This window comes from Streptomyces prunicolor NBRC 13075, from assembly GCF_000367365.1.
Classification (GTDB): domain Bacteria; phylum Actinomycetota; class Actinomycetes; order Streptomycetales; family Streptomycetaceae; genus Streptomyces; species Streptomyces prunicolor.
The window spans coordinates 58,365-75,717 of sequence record NZ_BARF01000049.1; the positions used below are offsets into that span (position 1 = coordinate 58,365).

Consider the following 17,353-nt stretch of genomic DNA (forward strand, 5'->3'; position numbering starts at 1 on the left):
CTGCGGCCGACGATCACGGTGCGCCCGCGCCGCCCCCGACCGTGGCGTCGTCGCCCGGGGGCTCCTCGCGCGGCGCCAGGGAGGCGAGATCGCCGGTGTCCCCGAGCCGTACGAGAAAAGGCCTGAGACGGGTGTAACGGATCGCGGTGATGGAACACGGTTCTACGGAGATCCGCTGGAAGAGGTCGAGATGAAGTCCGAGTGCGTCCGCGACAAGGGACTTGATGATGTCGCCGTGCGAGCACATGAGGTAGACGGCGTCGGCGCCGTGATCGCGCTCCACGCGCGCGTTCCACTCGCGTACGGCCTCGGCCGCGCGGGTCTGCATCGCGCGCATCGACTCGCCGCCGGGGAACGCGGCGGCCGAGGGGTGCGCCTGGACGACCTCCATCAGGGGCTCGTCCATGAGCTCGGCGAGCTTGCGGCCGGACCAGTCGCCGTAGTGGCACTCCCCGATCCGCTCCTCGGTGTGCGGCCGCAGCTCGGGGCGGGCGTCGAGGAGGGGCTGGAGGGTCTCCTGGCAGCGTTGCAGCGGGCTGGTGACGACCTCGGCGATCGGCAGCGCGGCGAGCCGTCCGGGGAGCGCGGCGGCCTGGGCGTTGCCGCGCTCGTCGAGGGCGACACCGGGCGTCCAGCCGGCGAGCACTCCCCCGGTGTTGGCGGTCGAACGTCCGTGCCGGACAAGGATCAACGTGGGCATGCCGCCAAGGGTAGGCGTACGCCACCCGCCGAAGGGCCGCGCCGGTGTCGAGGGGCCGAGCGCGCGGAGGCCCGAAGGGTCGAGCACGGTCGGCCCCTCGACACCGGCTTGGGCGGCCCGGAGGCGAAAATGTCAACGTGCGGCTTCGGGCGGACGGCGGGAGAATACGCACCGTGATCGTCGACTACGCCATCTACCGTGACGGACGCCGGACGGAGGGGCCCGGCGACTTCTCCGACGGCCTGGACCACTGTCGTCGGGTGGGTGGCGCCTTCGTCTGGATCGGCCTCTACGAGCCCACGGAGAAGGAGTTCGACAAGGTCACCCAGGAGTTCGGACTCCACCCGCTGGCCGTGGAGGACGCCCTGACCGCGCATCAGCGGCCCAAACTGGAGGTCTACGACGACTCGCTGTTCGTGGTCCTCAAGCCGGTGGGCTACGAGGCGGACAGCGACGTGGTCACCTCCGGTGAGGTCATGGTCTTCGTGGGCGACTCCTTCGTAGTGACGGTTCGGCACGGGGAGGAGGCTCCTCTGGCGGCCGTACGGCACCGACTTGAGGAGGAGCCGGAGATGCTGCGGCACGGGCCCACGGCGGTGCTGTACTCCATCGCGGACGCCGTGGTCGACCACTACGTGGACGTCGCGGGCGAGTTGCAGACCGACCTCGAGGAGCTGGAGGCGGCGGTGTTCTCGCCGACCGGCGGCGGCTCGCGGACCACGGCCTCGCGGATCTACACCTTCAAGCGTCAGATCCTGGAGTTCCGCCGGGCCACCGGGCCGCTGGCGATGCCACTGGCCCGGCTCGCGGGCGTCGGTTTCGCCGGGGACCGGGTGCCGTTCGTGAACGACAAGTCGCGGCCGTTCTTCCGTGACGTGAACGACCACCTGATGAAGGTCAACGAGTCCGTGGAGGGCCTGGACCGGCTGGTCTCGGACGTTCTGTCGGCGCACCTCGCGCAGACCAGCGTGCGGCAGAACGACGACATGCGGAAGATCTCCGGGTGGGCCGCCATGGCCGCCGTCCCCACGATGATCGCGGGGATCTACGGCATGAACTTCGACCACATGCCGGAGCTGCACTGGCTGTGGGGGTATCCGGCGGTGATCCTGCTGATGGCCGCCCTGGAGGTGCTGCTGTACCGGACGTTCAAGCGTCGCGGCTGGCTGTAGGGCGACGTTCGGGCTCAGGCGAACTCGGGTGCCGCGGTGGCCGGTCCGCCGAGCGCGTCGCGTCGTTCCGGCATCCTCAGGGACACCATCCGCCGCCAGCCGCCGAGCCGTTCGTACGCGTACACGGTGTGGATGCCGGCGGCGAGCGCGGCCGACCTGGCGCGTGGCCAGCCGAGGACGCGTCCCATGTGGGCCATCACGGCGAGGCTGACGTCCCGGTAGATCCGGATCTCCGCCAACGCGCACTCGCGCAGCGTCCGTTGGATGGCGCGGCCGTGTCCGGCGGCGGCGAAGCGCAGCAACTCCTCGTGGCAATAGGCGAGATGGTTGTCCTCGTCGTTCGAGATCATCCGTACCGCGCGGCCGAGGTCGGGGTGGTCGGCGAAGTGTTTGCGCAGCAGGTCCATCTGCTCGGAGGCGCGCTGTTCGGTGACCCGGCTGTGCGCGAGGTAGGTGACGACGTCCTGGACGGTCAGCGCGCTCTCGCCCTTGAGCTTCTCGTGCGCGAGGCCGATGCCGTGCCGCTCCAGGAGCATCGTGTAGTCGGTGTCTGCGGGCACCGGAACGGGTTCGAGGCCGCGCTTCTTTAGAAGGGCGTTGAAAATGCGCCCGTGCTTGTCCTCGTCGGCGCCGTGCCGGCTGATCTTGGGGGCGAGGTCGCGTTCGGTCGGCGGGACGAGCACGGCGATGCGCCCGTTCTCCCAGCCGCCCTGGGACTCACCGCTGGCCGCGATGGAGCAGAACAGCCGGAACGACTCGTCGTTGTCGAGGATCTCCTGGAACAGGCTCTTGGCCGAAAGCATCTGAAGGCACCTCCATGCAGGATTCCGCCGCATTCCGCAAAGAACGAGTCAAATGCGACGGCAAAGGTGCCGCAACAGCACTGTCGGACAACTCCGCCAAAAGGAGGACTACGGATGTCCCGTCAGGGGCGTAACCGCACGGGCTGCCGCGCGTTGTTCCCCGTGACGGCCGTGGCGGGGAAGACCCCCCGAGCCCCCACCACGGCCGTAGAAAACTTCCGTACGGCAGAGTCCCGTCACGCGAGACCCGCGCGCTCCAGTGCTTCGGTTCCGGCGCGGAGCGCGGCGATCCGCTCCTCCAGGGTCCAGCCCGCCGGAGAGAGCGTCAGGGTGGTGACACCGGCCGCCGCGTACTCCTTCATCCGGTCCGCGATGCGGTCCACGGAGCCCAGCAGCGTCGTCTTGTCGATCAGGTCGTGCGGGATGGCGGCCGCGGCGCCTTCCTTGTCGCCGGCCAGGTACTTGTCCTGGATCTCGGCGGCGGCCGCCTCGAAGCCCATGCGCTGGGCCAGCTTGTTGTAGAAGTTCTGCTGTCGGCTGCCCATGCCGCCGACGTACAGCGCGGTGTACGGGCGGAAGGTGTCGGCGAGCGTCGTCACGTCCTTGTCCTCGCCGAAGGCGAGCGGGACCGTCGGGACGATGTCGAAGCCCTCCAGGGTCTTCCCGGCCTTCTCGCGCCCGGCCCGCAGGTGCCTGATGGCGGTGTCCTCCAGGTGCTCGGCGGAGGGGAAGATGAGCAGCGCGCCGTCGGCGATCTCGCCGGTCTGCTCCAGGTTCTTCGGGCCGATCGCGGCGATGTAGAGCGGGATGTGCTCGCGCTCCGGGTGCACGGTCAGCTTGAGGGGCTTGCCCGGGCCGCCGGGCAGCGGGAGCGTCCAGTGCTCGCCGTCGTAGGACAGGCGCTCGCGGGTCATCGCCTTGCGGACGATCTCGACGTACTCACGCGTGCGTGCCAGTGGCTTGTCGAACTTGACGCCGTACCAGCCCTCCGAGACCTGCGGGCCCGAGACGCCGATGCCGAGGCGGAAGCGGCCGCCGGAGAGCGAGTCGAGGGTCGCGGCGGTCATCGCGGTCATCGCGGGCTGGCGGGCCGGGATCTGGAAGATGGCCGAGCCGACGTCGATGCGCTCGGTCTGCGCGGCGACCCAGGTGAGCACGGTGGCCGCGTCGGAGCCGTAGGCCTCGGCGGCCCAGCACACCGAGTAGCCGAGGCGGTCGGCCTCCTGCGCCACGGCGAGATTGTCGCCGTCCATTCCGGCACCCCAGTAGCCGAGGTTGATCCCGAGCTGCATGGCAGACCCCTTACCGATCAGTAACGTCGCTGTTGTGCCGACCCTAGCGCGAGGTGCTCCGGGCGGACAGGACGGGTGCCGGTGAGTGATCACGGAGCGTGCCGCGGGACGGACTGTGGATCATCGTGGAAATCGGTTATCCACAGGCCACCACACCGCAGGTTCAGGCCAGTAATCTCGGCGTTCATGGAGCAGAGGCATCTCGGCCGTACCGGCCTTCGCGTGTCCCGGATCGGACTCGGCACCCTCACGTGGGGGCGCGACACCGACGAGCATGACGCCGCGGACCTGTTGAAGGCGTTCTGGGAGGCCGGCGGCACCCTCGTCGACACGGCGGACGTGTACGGCGACGGGGAGGCCGAGTATCTGCTCGGACAGCTCATAGAGGGGCTCGTGCCGCGCCGGGACCTGGTCATCTCGACGAAGGCGGGGAGCGTACCCGACCCCGACCGCCGCTTCGACGGCTCGCGCGGTCATCTGCTCGCCGCGCTGGACGCCTCGCTGGCCCGCCTCGGCACGGACTACGTCGACGTGTGGCACATCCACGCCTTCGACCCGTTCACGCCGCTGGAGGAGACCCTCCAGGCCCTGGACCTGGCCGTCAGCAGCGGACGTGCGCGCTACGCGGGCGTCTCCAACTACTGCGGCTGGCAGCTGGCCAAGGCGGCGACCTGGCAGCTGGCGGCGCCGGGCACGCGGACACGGTTGGCGAGCACGCAGCTGGAGTACTCGCTGCTGCAGCGGGGCGTGGAGCGTGAGGTGCTGCCGGCCGCTCTCGATCTGGGCATCGGGCTACTGCCCTCCTCGCCGCTCGGGCGCGGGGTCCTCACCGGCAAGTACCGGCACGCGACCCCGGCCGACTCACGCGGCGCCTCGGAGCACATGGCGCCCTTCGTCGCCCCGTACCTCGACGACACGGCGACGCGCATCGTGGACGCGGTGACCATCGCCGCCGACGGACTCGCCGTGACGCCGCTCCAGGTCGCCCTCGCCTGGGTCCGCGACCGGCCCGGGGTGGCCGCCCCGATCGTCGGCGCGCGCAACGCGCACCAGCTCACGGCCGCATTGTCAGTGGAGGCCCTTAGTCTTCCTGACGAGATCTGCCGAGCGCTCGACGATGTGTCGGCGCCTCTGCACCGCTATCCCGATCACGACTGGAGCACGCTGTGAGCACGGACCCGGAGACCACGGAGACCTCGCCGGCCGAGGACACGGGCACGGACGCCGTGGAGGGCGCCGAAGGCACAGGTGAGAACGCGGCTGCGGAGAGCACCGCGGACGCCGTGGAAGGCGGCGAGGGCACGGCCGCCGAGGACACCGAGGGCACCGGTGAGGCCAAGGTCGAGGCCGCCGCCCCCGAACTGTCCGAGGCCGCCGCCGAGTTGCTGGCCCAGAAGCTGGAGCGGGAGCGGATCGAGCGGCGGAAGGCGGAGAAGGCCGGGCCCATCGCGGCCGGGGCCAAGCTCAGCGGGACGGCCGCCGAACTGCTCGCGGCGGTGCGGGCGGTGGAGAGCGGCGAGAAGCCAGTGGCCATCCCCTCCGTAAAGCTGGAGCCCGCCCCCCGCCCGTCCGCCGCCCCCGAGGCGGTGCGGCGGCCCCAGCCCGTCGCGGCCGAGCCCGGCGCCCCCGCGACCGAGACCGTCGAGTCCGTACGGCAGGTGTTGGCCGAGGGCGGTGCGCCCGAGACGCTTGCGGCACAGGTCGCGGCGACGCTCGGCGAGGGCGCGGACGACCAACTCCGCGAGGATCCCTGGCAGTTGCTGCGCGTCCCGGGGGTACGCCCCGAGCAGGCCGACGGGTTCGCGCGGGCGCTGCTCGGCGCCGAGTGCGCGCCGGACGACGAGCGGCGGGGCCGCGCGGTCATCGGCTGGCTCCTGGAGCAGGCGGCCCTGGCCGGTCATACGGCCCTGGAGGCATCGGCGTTGACGGCCGCGCTGGCCAAGCAGGGCGTGCCCGACCCGGACGCGGCGACGCAGAGCGCCATCGCCGAGGGTGAAGTGCTGGTCTTCCAGGACGCGTTGGACGAGCCCGCGGTCCCGGTGCAGCGCACGAACGACGAGTCCGACGAGGACGCTGAGGAGGTCGAGGAGCGTCCGGTCCGCGTACTGATCGGCCTGGAGCGGTACGCGCTCGCCGAGGAGAGCCTCGCCGACGGACTCGCCAAGCTGATCAACTCGGTACCGAAGGAGGACGGTTCGGCGGCGGAGTGGGAGCAGGCCGGTGCCGCCAAGGGGTCCACCGGCGAGCTGATCCGCGCGGTCGCGGGCCACGGGCTGGTGCTCCACACCGGCGGGGAGGCGTCCCTGGAGGAACCGGCGGCGCTGCTCCGCGCGGCGGCGGGTTTCGGCTTGCGCGCCTGGGCCGCCGCCCATGGTCCGGTCGGCCGGGACCGGTTCGCCGCGTTGCTGGCCCAGTCCGGTGAGCCGGAGGGGGGTGCGCCAGAGCGGGGTGAGCCGGACAGCCCCGCCCCGGGTGACGGCCCACACGCGGCCACCGTCGCCGGCCTCCTGTCCGGTGTCGAAGGCCCCGGGCGGGACGCGGACGGCGCACTCGACCTGGATGTCCTCGTCGTGCTCGACGCGCCTCAACTGGACGTGGAGACGGCGGCGTTGCTCACCGAGTCGCTGCCGGACGGGGCCCGGCTGGTGCTGGCCGGGGACCCGGCGGTGCTGTGGTCGGCGGGTGCCGGGCGGGTCTTCGCCGATCTGCTCGCGTCGAAGGCCTGCCCCCAGGTCGTCTCGCGGCGCCCTGATCTCGGTCCCGTGGGCGAACTCGTCTCGGGCATCGGCATCGGCGAGCTCAACCAGGTGGCGGCACCCGGCAAGGAGGTCGTGATCGTGCCGGTGCGCGACGCCGGTGAGGCCGTGCACCGGACCGTGCAGCTCGTCGCCGACTCGGTGCCGCGGGTGATCGGAGTCCCGGCCGAGCAGACGGTGGTGATCACCCCGGGCCACGGCGGTGCGGCCGGCACCCGTGCCCTCAACGTGGCGCTGAAGGAACGGCTCAACCCCGGCCCCGGCCGCTTCGGCGGCTTCGACCCCGGCGACCGGATCGCGTACTCCCCCACCCCGGGGCGTACGGTTCCCGGCCGGGTGGTGAACGCCGACGCCGAGGGGCTGCACCTTGAGTGCGCCGGCGGCCCCGTCGTCGTACCGAAGGAGCGGGTCGAGCAGTCCGTGCGGCACGGGTGGGCGTTGACCGCGCACCAGGCGGTGGGGGTGCGGTGGCCCGCGGTGGTCGTGGTGCTGCCCGGGGACGCGGCGCAGGCGCTCAGCAGGCCCTGGGTGTACACGGCGTTCAGCCGGGCCGACCGGCATCTGTCCGTGGTGCACGGTGTGGACCAGGCGCTGCCCCGGGCCGTCGCCGAGGTCCCGGCCAAACCGCGGACGACCCGGTTGCCGGTCCTGCTGCGACCGCAGGTCCCGGCGGAGGTCTGAGCCCGGACGACACGGACGACAGACGGCGGCGGTCACCGAGGGAGTCAATTCCTCGGTGACCGCCGCCGTCGTTGTCCCAACAGCCGGGTGCGGCGCGGCTCAGCGGTCCGCTTCCAGCGCCTCCAGGTCCTCGTCCTCATCGAGATCGGCGTCGAGGTCGGGATCGAGTTCGTCCTCGATCTCCTCCTCGGCCTCGTCCACCTCATCGATGTCGTCAAGCTCGTCGTTGATCTCGTCGTCGAAGACCGCGCTGACGTCGAAGCGGCACACCACCCGCTGCGGATCGACACCCTCGAAGGGAGCCTCCAGCCAGGCACCGGGTTCGGCCGTCTCGTCGGCGGCGGTCACCCACAGCGTGGAGTCGCCCTCCTCCAGGCCGAACTCCTTGGGCCGGGAAGCGATCTCGTCCGCCTCGAACTCGTCGAAAAGAATGCCGAGCGCTCCGTGGATCGTACCGGAGGCCTCCGTGCCCGTGCCGTCGCCGACCGCCGCCTCGACCCGCTGCGCCTGGGCCAGCAGCCGCTGCGGCTCCGCCACCGCGTAGTCACGGCGGATCAGCACGCTCACCGCGTTCGGCTCCTCGGGGCCGGTATACGGCGGCAGGGAGTCGTCGGTACCGGGGATCTCGAAAGGCGTGACCTCGTCATAACGGTCGTAGAGCAGCTCGTCGTAGACCTCGGCGGCCGCGGCGAGCTGGTTGAACGCCTCGTAGACGGCCGGGTCGTCCTCCCCCGACCGGCCTTCGACCGCGGCCAGGTGGCGGTCGAGCGCGGTCTTGACCGCCTCGGCGGCGGCGCGTACCTCGGCAGCGGTGGGCTGCGCAGCATCAGACATAGTGCAGACGCTATCCGTACCGGGGCTCTGCCCGCACAATAGATGCGATGCCGGAATACGAATTTGTCGACGTGTACGTACCGCGCGGGGTCTCCCGCAAGGACGCCACACGTCTGCTGACGGACCATGCCGAGTACGGACACTGGGAATTGGACCGACTGAGCCTGCTGCGCGACGGCAGTCGCAGGGTGCGGCTGCGCCGGCGGATCATCCGCCAGGTGCGCGCCACGTGGTGAGCTGAGCCGGGCGCAACGGAGCGGGCCTCGACAGTGCGGGGCCCCTCCGTTGCGCAGATCACATGTCCCGGGAGCTACATGGACGCGCGCGCCTTGCGGTACAGCACCGCGCCCGCGAGCAGCGCGCCCGCGCCGACCGGCAGGGCGAGGCCGAGCGGCAGCTCACTGCCGGTGTGCGCGAGCTGCGCGCCGCCCTGGGACTGGACGGCGGACTGCGCACCGGGCTGGGTCACGTGCGCGGAACCGGTCGGCGCGTGAACGCCCTTGACCGGCGAGGTGCCCGGTGAGGTGGGGTGGGTGGGCGTACCCGGGTGACTCGGCGTTCCGGGGTGACTCGGGGTCCCCGGCGGAGTCGTGCCGTGGCCGCCGCCCGGGTGGTGACCGTGATGGCCCTCGCCCGGAGGGGTCCCGTGGTGACCGCCACCGTGATGTCCGCCCCCTCCCGGAGGCGTCCCGTGATGACCACCCCCGTGGTGCCCGCCGCCCCCCGGAGGCGTCCCGTGGTCATGGCCGCCGCCGCTCCAACTCCCGCCGTTGGCACAGTCGTTGCCGGTGACGCCGTTGCCGACACCGATGACGTCGACGCTGTTGCCGCACACGTTCACCGGTACGTCGATCGGTACCTGGACGTGATTGCCGGAGCCGACACCGGGCGAGCCGGAGGCGTGTCCGCCGGCGTGCGAGCCCCCTGAGCCGCCGTGCGCGCCGTGTCCGCCGGAGCCACCATGCCCACCGGAGCCGCCCGAGTCGCCGTAACCCCCCGAGTCGCCGTAACCACCGGACGAGCCGTGACCGCCCGAACCCCCATGGCCGGTACCACTGCCCCCGCCCTGGTTGGCGCACTTGTTGCCGACCGCCGGGTTCAGGATCCCGACCACGTTCACGGTGTTGCCGCACACGTTGACCGGCACATGCACCGGTGCCTGCACGGTGTTGCCGGACAGTACGCCGGCCGAGTCCGAACTGGAGCCGCTCGCGCCCGAGTCGGCGTGGGCGACACCGCCCGCGGCGGCGATCACCCCGGTCGCGGCCGCCACGGTCAGCAAGCTCTTTCGAGTGACCTGTCGCATTACTGAATTCCCCCCTGCGTTCAATCCTGACTGAATTCGTCGCGCGACCCCTCGCACAATTCCTCGCGGAAAAGGCGCGCAAAGACCATCGGCCCCGGAGCGCATGGCGCGCGCTCCGGGGCCGAGGATGTGGTCACCCCTCAGAGGGACGACGTCACTTGTTGACGCAGGTGTTGCCGAAGGCGGGGTTCAGCAGACCGATCACCGAGATCGTGTTGCCGCACACGTTCACCGGGACGTGCACGGGAACCTGGATGACGTTGCCGGAAACGACACCCGGGGAGTGCACAGCGGCACCCTGAGCGCCGGAGTCGGCGACGGCCAGACCCGCACCCGCGAGAACCAGGCCACCGGTGGCAGCCGCAGCGGCGACGACCTTCTTGATCATTATTCCTCCTTGTTGGCAAAAGCGATCTCGTGTTGCCGATCGCATCACCTGTAACGAGGAGGGAGTAATGGAGCTACGAGCTTATGAGCACATTCACCCGTCCCAGTGGCTTCCGTACGCGCGGTCGAATTCCAGCGTCAACCGACGTAAACCGACGTCGACCGGTGTTTCAGGGCACGCCCTCAGGACGCGCCTTCAGGACGCGTCGATGAACCGGTCCAGCACCCGCACCCCGAACTTCAGCCCCTCCACCGGCACCCGCTCGTCAACGCCGTGGAACATGCCCGCGAAGTCCAGCTCCGGCGGCAGCTTGAGCGGGGCGAAGCCGAAGCCGCGGATGCCCAGGTCGTCGAAGGACTTGGCGTCCGTACCGCCGGAGAGCATGTACGGGACGGCCTTCGCGGTCGGGTCCTCGGCGAGCAGCGAGGACTGCATGGCCTCGACGAGCGCGCCGTCGAAGGAGGTCTCCAGCGCCTTGTCCGAGTGCACGTCCTCGCGCTTGACCTTCGGGCCGAGGATCCGGTCGAGGTCGGCGAGGAACTCCTCCTCGTGGCCGGGCAGGAACCGCCCGTCGATGTTCGCGGTGGCCTCGCCGGGGATGACGTTGACCTTGTAACCGGCGTTCAGCTGCGTCGGGTTGGCCGTGTTGCTGAGGGTCGCGCCGATGAGCTTGGCGATGCCGCCGAGCCGCTTGAGCGTGGCCTCCATGTCCTCGGGGTCGAGCGGGGTGCCGAGCGCGTCGCCGAGTTCGTCGAGGAACGCCCGCGTCGTCTTGGTGACCCGCACCGGGAACTTGTGCCGGCCCACCCGCGCGACGGCTTCCGACAACTCGGTGATCGCGTTGTCCCGGTGGATCATCGACCCGTGCCCGGCGGTACCGGCCACGGTCAGCTTCATCCAGTGCATGCCCTTCTCGGCCGTCTGGATCAGATAGAGCCGCCGCTCCTCGCTCACCGTGAACGAGAACCCGCCCACCTCGCTGATGCCCTCGGTGACGCCGTCGAACAGCTCCCGGTGGTTGTCGACGAGGTGCCGCCCACCGTACGTACCGCCCGCCTCCTCGTCAGCGAGGAAGGCGACCACGATGTCGCGCGGGGGCCGGCGCTCGCTGCGCAGCCGGTCGCGGACGACCGCCAGGGTCATCGCGTCCATGTCCTTCATGTCGACCGCGCCGCGCCCCCACACGCACCCGTCCGCGACCTCGCCGGAGAAGGGGTGGTGGGTCCAGTCCGCCGCGTTCGCCGGTACGACGTCCAGGTGGCCGTGGATGAGGAGCGCGGGCCGGGAAGGGTCCGTGCCCTCGATCCTGGCCACCGTGGAGGCGCGCCCCGGGTGCGACTCGAAGATCTTCGGTTCGAGGCCCACCTCGGCGAGCTGCTCGGCGACGTACTCGGCCGCCTTGCGCTCCCCGGGGCCCGAGTGGTCGCCGTAGTTGCTGGTGTCGATCCGGATCAGCTCGCGGCAGAGGTCCACGACCTCGTCCTCACCGGTGACGCCCTTGGCCGTGTCCGTGTCGCTCACGCTGCTTCCTCCCACTGTCACTGCTGGTGGTCCTCCCCCATCCTCTCTCCCCATCGGGCCGCACCCCAAGGGCGGTCCCGGCCCGTCACACGCCGTTCACGCGGGACGCGAGTGGGAACAAGGGGTGATCGGCCACCCCTGGAAGCCTGGTAATGTTTCCTTCGTCGCCGCGGGGGAAACCACGCGCGACAGACACCTTGTCCGGGTGGCGGAATGGCAGACGCGCTAGCTTGAGGTGCTAGTGCCCTTTATCGGGCGTGGGGGTTCAAGTCCCCCCTCGGACACATCGCAGGCGAGGGCCGCGACCACCAAGGTCGCGGCCCTCGCCGCATTTGTGGGGGATGTCTCCTTCGCTTCGAAGATCACCAGGTCAGAGCGTTGCCGGACGCTCACGGAGCGCCCCCGTTCGGCTCCCCCGAGTGGCCGTCGGCAGGCCAGGAGCCTAGCGTCGTACTAAAATTTCCGGCTTGTTACGGAACGGAGCTGGAGCTGGACAACCCCAGGCATACCTGCGGGCCCGCCAGCACCCCGGAAGTTACCGGGTTCGAGACGCGAGGACCGATGGCAGCCATACACGAGAGCAGTGCTCTCGGGCTCGACGAAGAGATCCGCACACAGTTCGGCGATACGGCACGTTTCTCCGCGGCGCCCGCCGCCTCGGCCCGCACCCTTGTCGACATCCTCGACGCGTCGGTGCGGTCGTATCCCGACGAGCTCGCCCTGGACGACGGCACCGTCCGCCTCACCTACCGTGCGCTGGCCGTCGAGGTGGAGACCCTGCGCCGCACCCTGGCCGCGGCCGGTGTCGGCCTCGGCGACCGGGTCGGCGTGCGCGTCCCGTCCGGGACCAATGACCTCTACGTCGCGATCCTCGCCGTACTCGCCGTCGGTGCCGCCTACGTCCCCGTGGACGCCGAGGACCCGGACGAGCGGGCCGAGCTGGTGTTCGGCGAGGCCGACGTGCGGGCCGTCATCGGCGCCGAGCACGCGCTGACCGTCCTCGGGCACAGTGACGCCCCGGCCGCCCGGCCCGGTGTCGAGCAGGACGCGTGGATCATCTTCACCTCCGGCTCCACCGGCAAGCCCAAGGGCGTCGCCGTCTCGCACCGCAGCGCGGCGGCTTTCGTCGACGCCGAGGCGGCGCTGTTCCTCTCCGACGACCCCATCGGTCCGGGTGACAGGGTCATGGCGGGGCTGTCCGTCGCCTTCGACGCGTCCTGCGAGGAGATGTGGCTGGCCTGGCGCTACGGCGCCTGCCTGGTGCCCGTACCGCGCTCCCAGGTCCGCAGCGGCGCCGACCTCGGCCCCTGGCTGGTGGACCAGGACATCAGCGTCGTCTCGACCGTGCCGACCCTGGCCTCCCTCTGGGAGCCGGAGGCGCTGAACGACGTACGCCTGCTGATCTTCGGCGGTGAGGCCTGCCCGCCCGAGCTGGTGCAGCGGCTGGTCACCGAGGGCCGCGAGGTCTGGAACACGTACGGACCGACCGAGGCGACCGTCGTCGCCTGCGCCTCCCTCATGACCGGCGACGAGCCGATCCGTATCGGACTCCCCCTGAACGGCTGGGAGTTGGCCGTCGTCGACGAGGCCGGGGTGCCCGTACCGATGGGCGGCAGTGGGCAGTTGGTGATCGGCGGGGTCGGGCTCGCCCGCTATCTCGACCCCGAGAAGGACGCGGAGAAGTACGCGCCTCTTGAGTCCCTCGGCTGGGAACGGGCGTACCGCAGTGGCGACTTGGTCAAGGCCGAGCCCGAGGGGCTGATCTTCCTCGGCCGCGCCGACGAGCAGATCAAGCTCGGCGGACGCCGGATCGAACTCGGCGAGGTCGACGCGGCGCTTCAGGCACTCCCCGGAGTGGCCGGAGCAGCTGCCGCCGTACGGACCGCGCGCAGTGGCAATCAACTCCTCGTCGGCTACGTCGTCACCCAGGAAGGCTGGGACCAGGCCGCAGCCGTCGAGAAGCTGCGGGCCGAACTGCCCGCCGCCCTCGTGCCGTTGATCGCCCCGGTCGAGGACCTCCCGACCCGCACCTCCGGCAAGGTCGACCGCAACGCACTCCCGTGGCCGCTCGAAGGCCTGGAGACCGGCGGCGCCAAGGAGCAGCTCTACGGCACGGAGGCCTGGCTCGCCGAGCAGTGGGGCGAGGTGCTCGGTATCCCCGTGAGCAGCGCGGCCGACGACTTCTTCGCGATCGGCGGAAGCAGCCTGGCCGCCGCGCAGTTGACGACGCGACTGCGCTCCCGTTACCCGAGCGCGGCCGTCCTCGACATCTATCAGCAGCCGACGCTGCGCAAGTTGGCCCGGCACCTGGAGGACTCGGCGCAGGGCGACGGCACCGCACGGGTGATCGCCCTGGTGCCGACCCGCGCCAAGGTGATCCAACTCCTCGCGCTGGTCCCCCTGTTCACCCTGGTCGGCCTGCGCTGGACGGTGGCACTGGCCGCGCTCGGCAATGTGCTGGGCGGCTACGCCTGGCTGCCGACCGCCTCGTGGTGGCTGGTCGGCGCGGGTGCACTTCTCCTCTTCAGCCCGCCCGGCCGGCTCGCGATCGCCGCGGGCGGTGCGCGGCTGTTGCTGCGTGGCGTGAAGCCGGGACGTTACGACCGTGGTGGCAGCGTCCATCTGCGGCTGTGGGCGGCGGAGCGGCTGGCCGAGTTCAGCGGGGCGACCTCGCTGACGGGGTCCTGGCTGGAGCGGTACGCGCGTGCCCTCGGCGCCAAGATCGGCCCGGACGTCGATCTGCACTCCCTCCCGCCGGTCACCGGCATGCTCAAGCTGGGACGCGGTGCCGCGGTCGAGTCGGAGGTGGACCTGTCCGGCTACTGGCTGGACGGCGACCGCCTGGAGATCGGCCCGGTCAAGGTCGGCGCGCACGCCGTCGTCGGCACGCGCAGCATGCTGTTCCCCGGTGCCCGGGTGGGCAAGCGGGCCGAGGTGGCGCCGGGTTCGGCTGTCACCGGCACCGTCCCGACCGGCCAGCGCTGGGCGGGCGCGCCCGCGGTCAAGCTCGGCAAGGCCAAGCGCAACTGGCCCAAGCAGCGCCCGCAGCGGGGCACGTACTGGCGTGTGATGTACGGCGTGACGGGCTTCGCGCTCACCATGCTCCCGGTGGTCTCCGGGGCGGTCGCGCTGCTGGTGGCGAGCGCGTTCATCGCGCCCGGTGACGGTCTCGGCGAGGCCCTGCGGGGCGCGGCGATCGCGCTGGTCCCGGCGACGCTGGCCTTCGGGCTGACGTACGCGCTACTGATTTTGATCGGTGTACGGCTGCTCAGCGTGCGGCTGCGTGAGGGTACGCACCCGACGCACAGCCGGATCGGCTGGCAGGCGTGGACCGTGACACAGCTGATGGACCTCTCCCGCGAGACCCTGTTCCCGCTGTACGCCGGGCTCGCCACGCCGGTGTGGCTGCGGCTGCTCGGGATGCGGATCGGGCGGGGCGCCGAGGTGTCGACCGTGCTCGCGCTGCCGAGCCTGACGACCGTCGGTGAGGGTGCGTTCCTGGCCGACGACACCTTGACCGCGCCGTACGAACTCGGTGGCGGCTGGGTGCACATCGGGCGGGCCGAGATCGGGCGGCGGGCGTTCCTCGGGAACTCCGGGATGACCGCGCCCGGGCGGAGCGTGCCGGACGGCGGGCTCGTCGGGGTGTTGTCGGCGACGCCGAAGAAGGCGAAGAAGGGCACGTCGTATCTGGGGCTGCCGCCGGTGAAGCTGCCGCGCAGCACGAGCGGCGGCGACCAGAGCCGGACGTACGACCCGCCGGCCAAGCTGCTGTGGGCGCGCGGGCTGGTCGAGCTGTGCCGGATCGTGCCGGTGTTCTGCTCGGCGGGTCTCGCCGTGCTGACGGTGGCCGCGCTGTGCGCGCTGGGGGTGTGGGCGCCGCTGCTGTCGGGGCTCGTGCTGCTGGCGGTGGGGGCTGCGGCCGGACTGATCTCGATCATCGCCAAGTGGACCCTCGTGGGGCGGCACCGCGGTGCCGAGCACCCGCTGTGGAGCGGTTACGTGTGGCGCAACGAGCTGGCGGACACCTTCGTCGAGGTCGTGGCGGTGCCGTGGCTGGCCGGTTCCGTGCCGGGTACTCCGGTGCTGACGGCCTGGCTGCGCGGGCTCGGCGCGCACATCGGCAAGGGCGTCTGGGTGGAGAGCTACTGGCTGCCGGAGACCGACCTGGTGACCCTGGAGGACGCCACGACGGTGAACCGCGGATGTGTGCTCCAGACCCACCTCTTCCACGACCGGATCTTGCGGACGGATACTGTGGTCCTCCGTGAGGGCGCGACGCTGGGTCCTGGCGGAATCGTCCTGCCCGGCAGCGAGGTCGGGGCGCGCACCACTCTGGGCCCCGCATCGCTCGTGATGGCGGCGGAGTCCGTCCCGGACGACACCCGCTGGCTGGGCAATCCGATCGAGTCATGGCGACCCTGAACACAGGTCACGAGGCGTCGGCTTCGGAGGGCGGTGCACGGGTACGAGATACGAGCACACCGCAGGGAGCAGACGCAGCAGTGACCGTTCAGCAGGCGGCGGGTCCGGACCCGTACTTCCCGGCAAACGGCGATGCCCGCTACCGGGTGCACCGCTATGAGCTCGCGCTGGACTACCGTCCCGGCCCCAACCGTCTCTCCGGCACGGCGCGCATCAACGCCATAGCGGGCCGTGCGCCGCTGCCCGAATTCCAGCTGAACCTGGGCGACTTCAAGATCGGCCGGATCCGGGTGGACGGCCGCCAGCCGCACTACACGCACCGCGGCGGCCGACTCCGTGTCCGACCGGCGAAGCCGCTGCGGGCCGGCGCCGCGTTCACGGTGGAGGTGCACTGGTCGGGCAACCCCAAGCCGGTCGCCAGCCCCTGGGGCGGCCTGGGTTGGGAGGAGCTGACCGACGGCGCGCTGGTGGCGAGCCAGCCGATCGGGGCGCCCTCCTGGTACCCATGCAACGACCGCCCCGCGGACAAGGCCTCGTACCAGATCTCGATCACCACGCCGTCGGCGTACGCGGTGGTGGCGGGCGGCCGACTGCTGACCCGAACTACCAAGGCTTCTACGACCACTTGGGTGTACGAGCAGTCGGCGCCGACGTCGAGTTATCTGGTCGGGCTGTCGATCGGGAAGTACCAGACGGTACTGCTGGGCGACCCGGGTCTGGGCGGTGTGCCGCAGCACGGGCACATCCCGTCGGACCTACTCCCGGAGTTCTCAAGGGACTTCGCGCGACAGCCCGCGATGATGGAGCTGTTCCAGGACCTGTTCGGGCCGTACCCGTTCGACGAGTACGCGGTCGTCGTGACGGAAGAGGAACTCGATGTCCCCGTCGAGGCACAGGGGTTGTCGCTGTTCGGCGCCAACCACGTTGACGGGGCCCGGGGTTCGGAGCGACTGGTCGCGCACGAACTCGCGCACCAGTGGTTCGGCAACAGCGTCTCCATCGCCGACTGGCGGCACATCTGGCTGAACGAGGGTTTCGCGAAGTACGCGGAGTGGCTGTGGTCCGAGCGCTCGGGCGGCCGTACGGCCCATCAACACGCCGCCGCCGCGCACCGGTTGCTCTCCACGCTCCCCCAGGACCTGCGGCTCGCCGACCCCGGCCGCAAGTCGATGTTCGACGACCGGCTCTACGAACGCGGCGGGGTCACCGTCCACGCGGTGCGCTGCGCGCTGGGTGACATCGCGTTCTTCCGGATGCTGCGGGGGTGGGCGAGCCTGCATCGCAACGGCACGGTGACGACGGCCACGTTCACGTCTCACGCGTCCCGGTTCACGTCCGAGTCGTTGGACCAGCTTTTCGAGGCGTGGGTTTATGGGACGCGGTTGCCGCCGATGCCTTCGGCCGAGACGGGGATCGCGGTCTGAGTTCTCAACTCCGTTGCCAGTGGGGAACTGACGGAGTATCAAGTGCTTTCA

The 17,353-nt window shown here is 71.0% G+C and carries 13 protein-coding genes and 1 tRNA gene; 7 read left to right on the forward strand and 7 right to left on the reverse strand.

Translation table 11 applies throughout. From position 1 onward, the window contains the following. Positions 1–13: 13 nt before the first annotated feature. Positions 14–700: a histidine phosphatase family protein gene (locus SPR02S_RS21915; RefSeq protein WP_019059145.1), complete on the reverse strand. Its 687-nt coding sequence runs from the start codon at positions 698–700 to the stop codon at positions 14–16. Between the two features lie 173 nt (positions 701–873). On the opposite strand from SPR02S_RS21915, the gene corA reads away from it, so the two are divergent. After that, the gene (gene corA, locus SPR02S_RS21920) at positions 874–1,872 is read left to right on the forward strand and encodes a magnesium/cobalt transporter CorA (RefSeq protein ID WP_019059146.1); all 999 of its coding nucleotides are present in this window, start codon (positions 874–876) and stop codon (positions 1,870–1,872) included. Between the two features lie 14 nt (positions 1,873–1,886). Here corA and SPR02S_RS21925 read toward each other — a convergent pair whose 3' ends face one another. Continuing rightward, complete coding sequence (locus SPR02S_RS21925; protein ID WP_019059147.1) at positions 1,887–2,675, reverse strand: hypothetical protein; 789 nt, start codon at positions 2,673–2,675, stop codon at positions 1,887–1,889. A 236-nt stretch (positions 2,676–2,911) separates the two neighbouring features. After that, positions 2,912–3,967: an LLM class F420-dependent oxidoreductase gene (locus SPR02S_RS21930; protein WP_019059148.1), complete on the reverse strand. Its 1,056-nt coding sequence runs from the start codon at positions 3,965–3,967 to the stop codon at positions 2,912–2,914. Positions 3,968–4,153: 186 nt separating this feature from the next. Between SPR02S_RS21930 and SPR02S_RS21935 the strand changes: the two genes are divergently transcribed. Together SPR02S_RS21935 and SPR02S_RS21940 are read left to right on the forward strand one after the other, a co-directional pair. Further along, positions 4,154–5,137: an aldo/keto reductase gene (locus SPR02S_RS21935; RefSeq protein ID WP_026150762.1), complete on the forward strand. Its 984-nt coding sequence runs from the start codon at positions 4,154–4,156 to the stop codon at positions 5,135–5,137. Beyond that, positions 5,134–7,404 (forward strand): ATP-dependent DNA helicase, encoded by a 2,271-nt coding sequence (locus tag SPR02S_RS21940; RefSeq protein WP_019059150.1) that lies wholly within the window; start codon positions 5,134–5,136, stop codon positions 7,402–7,404. The genes SPR02S_RS21935 and SPR02S_RS21940 overlap by 4 nt, the downstream gene beginning before the upstream one ends. 99 nt (positions 7,405–7,503) lie before the next feature. Here SPR02S_RS21940 and SPR02S_RS21945 read toward each other — a convergent pair whose 3' ends face one another. Further along, positions 7,504–8,238, reverse strand: a complete 735-nt coding sequence (locus SPR02S_RS21945) for a hypothetical protein (RefSeq protein ID WP_019059151.1) — start codon at positions 8,236–8,238, stop codon at positions 7,504–7,506. Positions 8,239–8,285: 47 nt separating this feature from the next. Here SPR02S_RS21945 and SPR02S_RS21950 point away from each other — a divergent pair, with 47 nt between their 5' ends. Further along, a complete protein-coding gene (locus SPR02S_RS21950; RefSeq protein ID WP_005485166.1) occupies positions 8,286–8,474 on the forward strand; it encodes a DUF5703 family protein in 189 nt (62 codons plus the stop codon). A gap of 74 nt (positions 8,475–8,548) precedes the next feature. Here SPR02S_RS21950 and SPR02S_RS21955 read toward each other — a convergent pair whose 3' ends face one another. The 3 genes from SPR02S_RS21955 to SPR02S_RS21965 all read right to left on the reverse strand — a co-directional run bounded on the left by SPR02S_RS21955 (position 8,549) and on the right by SPR02S_RS21965 (position 11,453). Beyond that, a complete protein-coding gene (locus tag SPR02S_RS21955; protein WP_019059152.1) occupies positions 8,549–9,544 on the reverse strand; it encodes a chaplin in 996 nt (331 codons plus the stop codon). A 154-nt stretch (positions 9,545–9,698) separates the two neighbouring features. Beyond that, the gene (chpH, locus tag SPR02S_RS21960; protein ID WP_019059153.1) at positions 9,699–9,932 is read right to left on the reverse strand and encodes a chaplin ChpH; all 234 of its coding nucleotides are present in this window, start codon (positions 9,930–9,932) and stop codon (positions 9,699–9,701) included. A 195-nt stretch (positions 9,933–10,127) separates the two neighbouring features. After that, positions 10,128–11,453, reverse strand: coding sequence for a M20/M25/M40 family metallo-hydrolase (locus SPR02S_RS21965; protein ID WP_019059154.1), 1,326 nt, complete (start codon positions 11,451–11,453; stop codon positions 10,128–10,130). Between the two features lie 199 nt (positions 11,454–11,652). On the opposite strand from SPR02S_RS21965, the gene SPR02S_RS21970 reads away from it, so the two are divergent. The 3 genes from SPR02S_RS21970 (at position 11,653) to SPR02S_RS21980 (ending at position 17,302) form a co-directional block, all read left to right on the forward strand. Then, a tRNA-Leu gene (locus SPR02S_RS21970) sits at positions 11,653–11,737 on the forward strand. Positions 11,738–12,014: 277 nt separating this feature from the next. Continuing rightward, positions 12,015–15,878: a Pls/PosA family non-ribosomal peptide synthetase gene (locus SPR02S_RS21975; protein ID WP_019059155.1), complete on the forward strand. Its 3,864-nt coding sequence runs from the start codon at positions 12,015–12,017 to the stop codon at positions 15,876–15,878. Positions 15,879–15,958: 80 nt separating this feature from the next. Then, entirely contained in the window at positions 15,959–17,302 is a 1,344-nt protein-coding gene (locus tag SPR02S_RS21980; RefSeq protein WP_019059156.1) for a M1 family metallopeptidase, read from the forward strand. The last annotated feature ends 51 nt before the right edge of the window (positions 17,303–17,353 follow it).

Excerpts from the sequence above, each read along its gene's own strand:
- SPR02S_RS21915 (WP_019059145.1), bottom strand. The coding sequence starts at position 700 with ATGCCCACGTTGATCCTTGTCCGGCACGGACGTTCGACCGCCAACACC.
- SPR02S_RS21945 (WP_019059151.1), bottom strand. The coding sequence starts at position 8,238 with ATGTCTGATGCTGCGCAGCCCACCGCTGCCGAGGTACGCGCCGCCGCC.
- chpH (WP_019059153.1), bottom strand. The coding sequence starts at position 9,932 with ATGATCAAGAAGGTCGTCGCCGCTGCGGCTGCCACCGGTGGCCTGGTT.
- SPR02S_RS21950 (WP_005485166.1), top strand. The coding sequence starts at position 8,286 with ATGCCGGAATACGAATTTGTCGACGTGTACGTACCGCGCGGGGTCTCC.
- SPR02S_RS21935 (WP_026150762.1), top strand. The coding sequence starts at position 4,154 with ATGGAGCAGAGGCATCTCGGCCGTACCGGCCTTCGCGTGTCCCGGATC.
- SPR02S_RS21925 (WP_019059147.1), bottom strand. The coding sequence starts at position 2,675 with ATGCTTTCGGCCAAGAGCCTGTTCCAGGAGATCCTCGACAACGACGAG.
- SPR02S_RS21930 (WP_019059148.1), bottom strand. The coding sequence starts at position 3,967 with ATGCAGCTCGGGATCAACCTCGGCTACTGGGGTGCCGGAATGGACGGC.
- SPR02S_RS21975 (WP_019059155.1), top strand. The coding sequence starts at position 12,015 with ATGGCAGCCATACACGAGAGCAGTGCTCTCGGGCTCGACGAAGAGATC.
- SPR02S_RS21955 (WP_019059152.1), bottom strand. The coding sequence starts at position 9,544 with ATGCGACAGGTCACTCGAAAGAGCTTGCTGACCGTGGCGGCCGCGACC.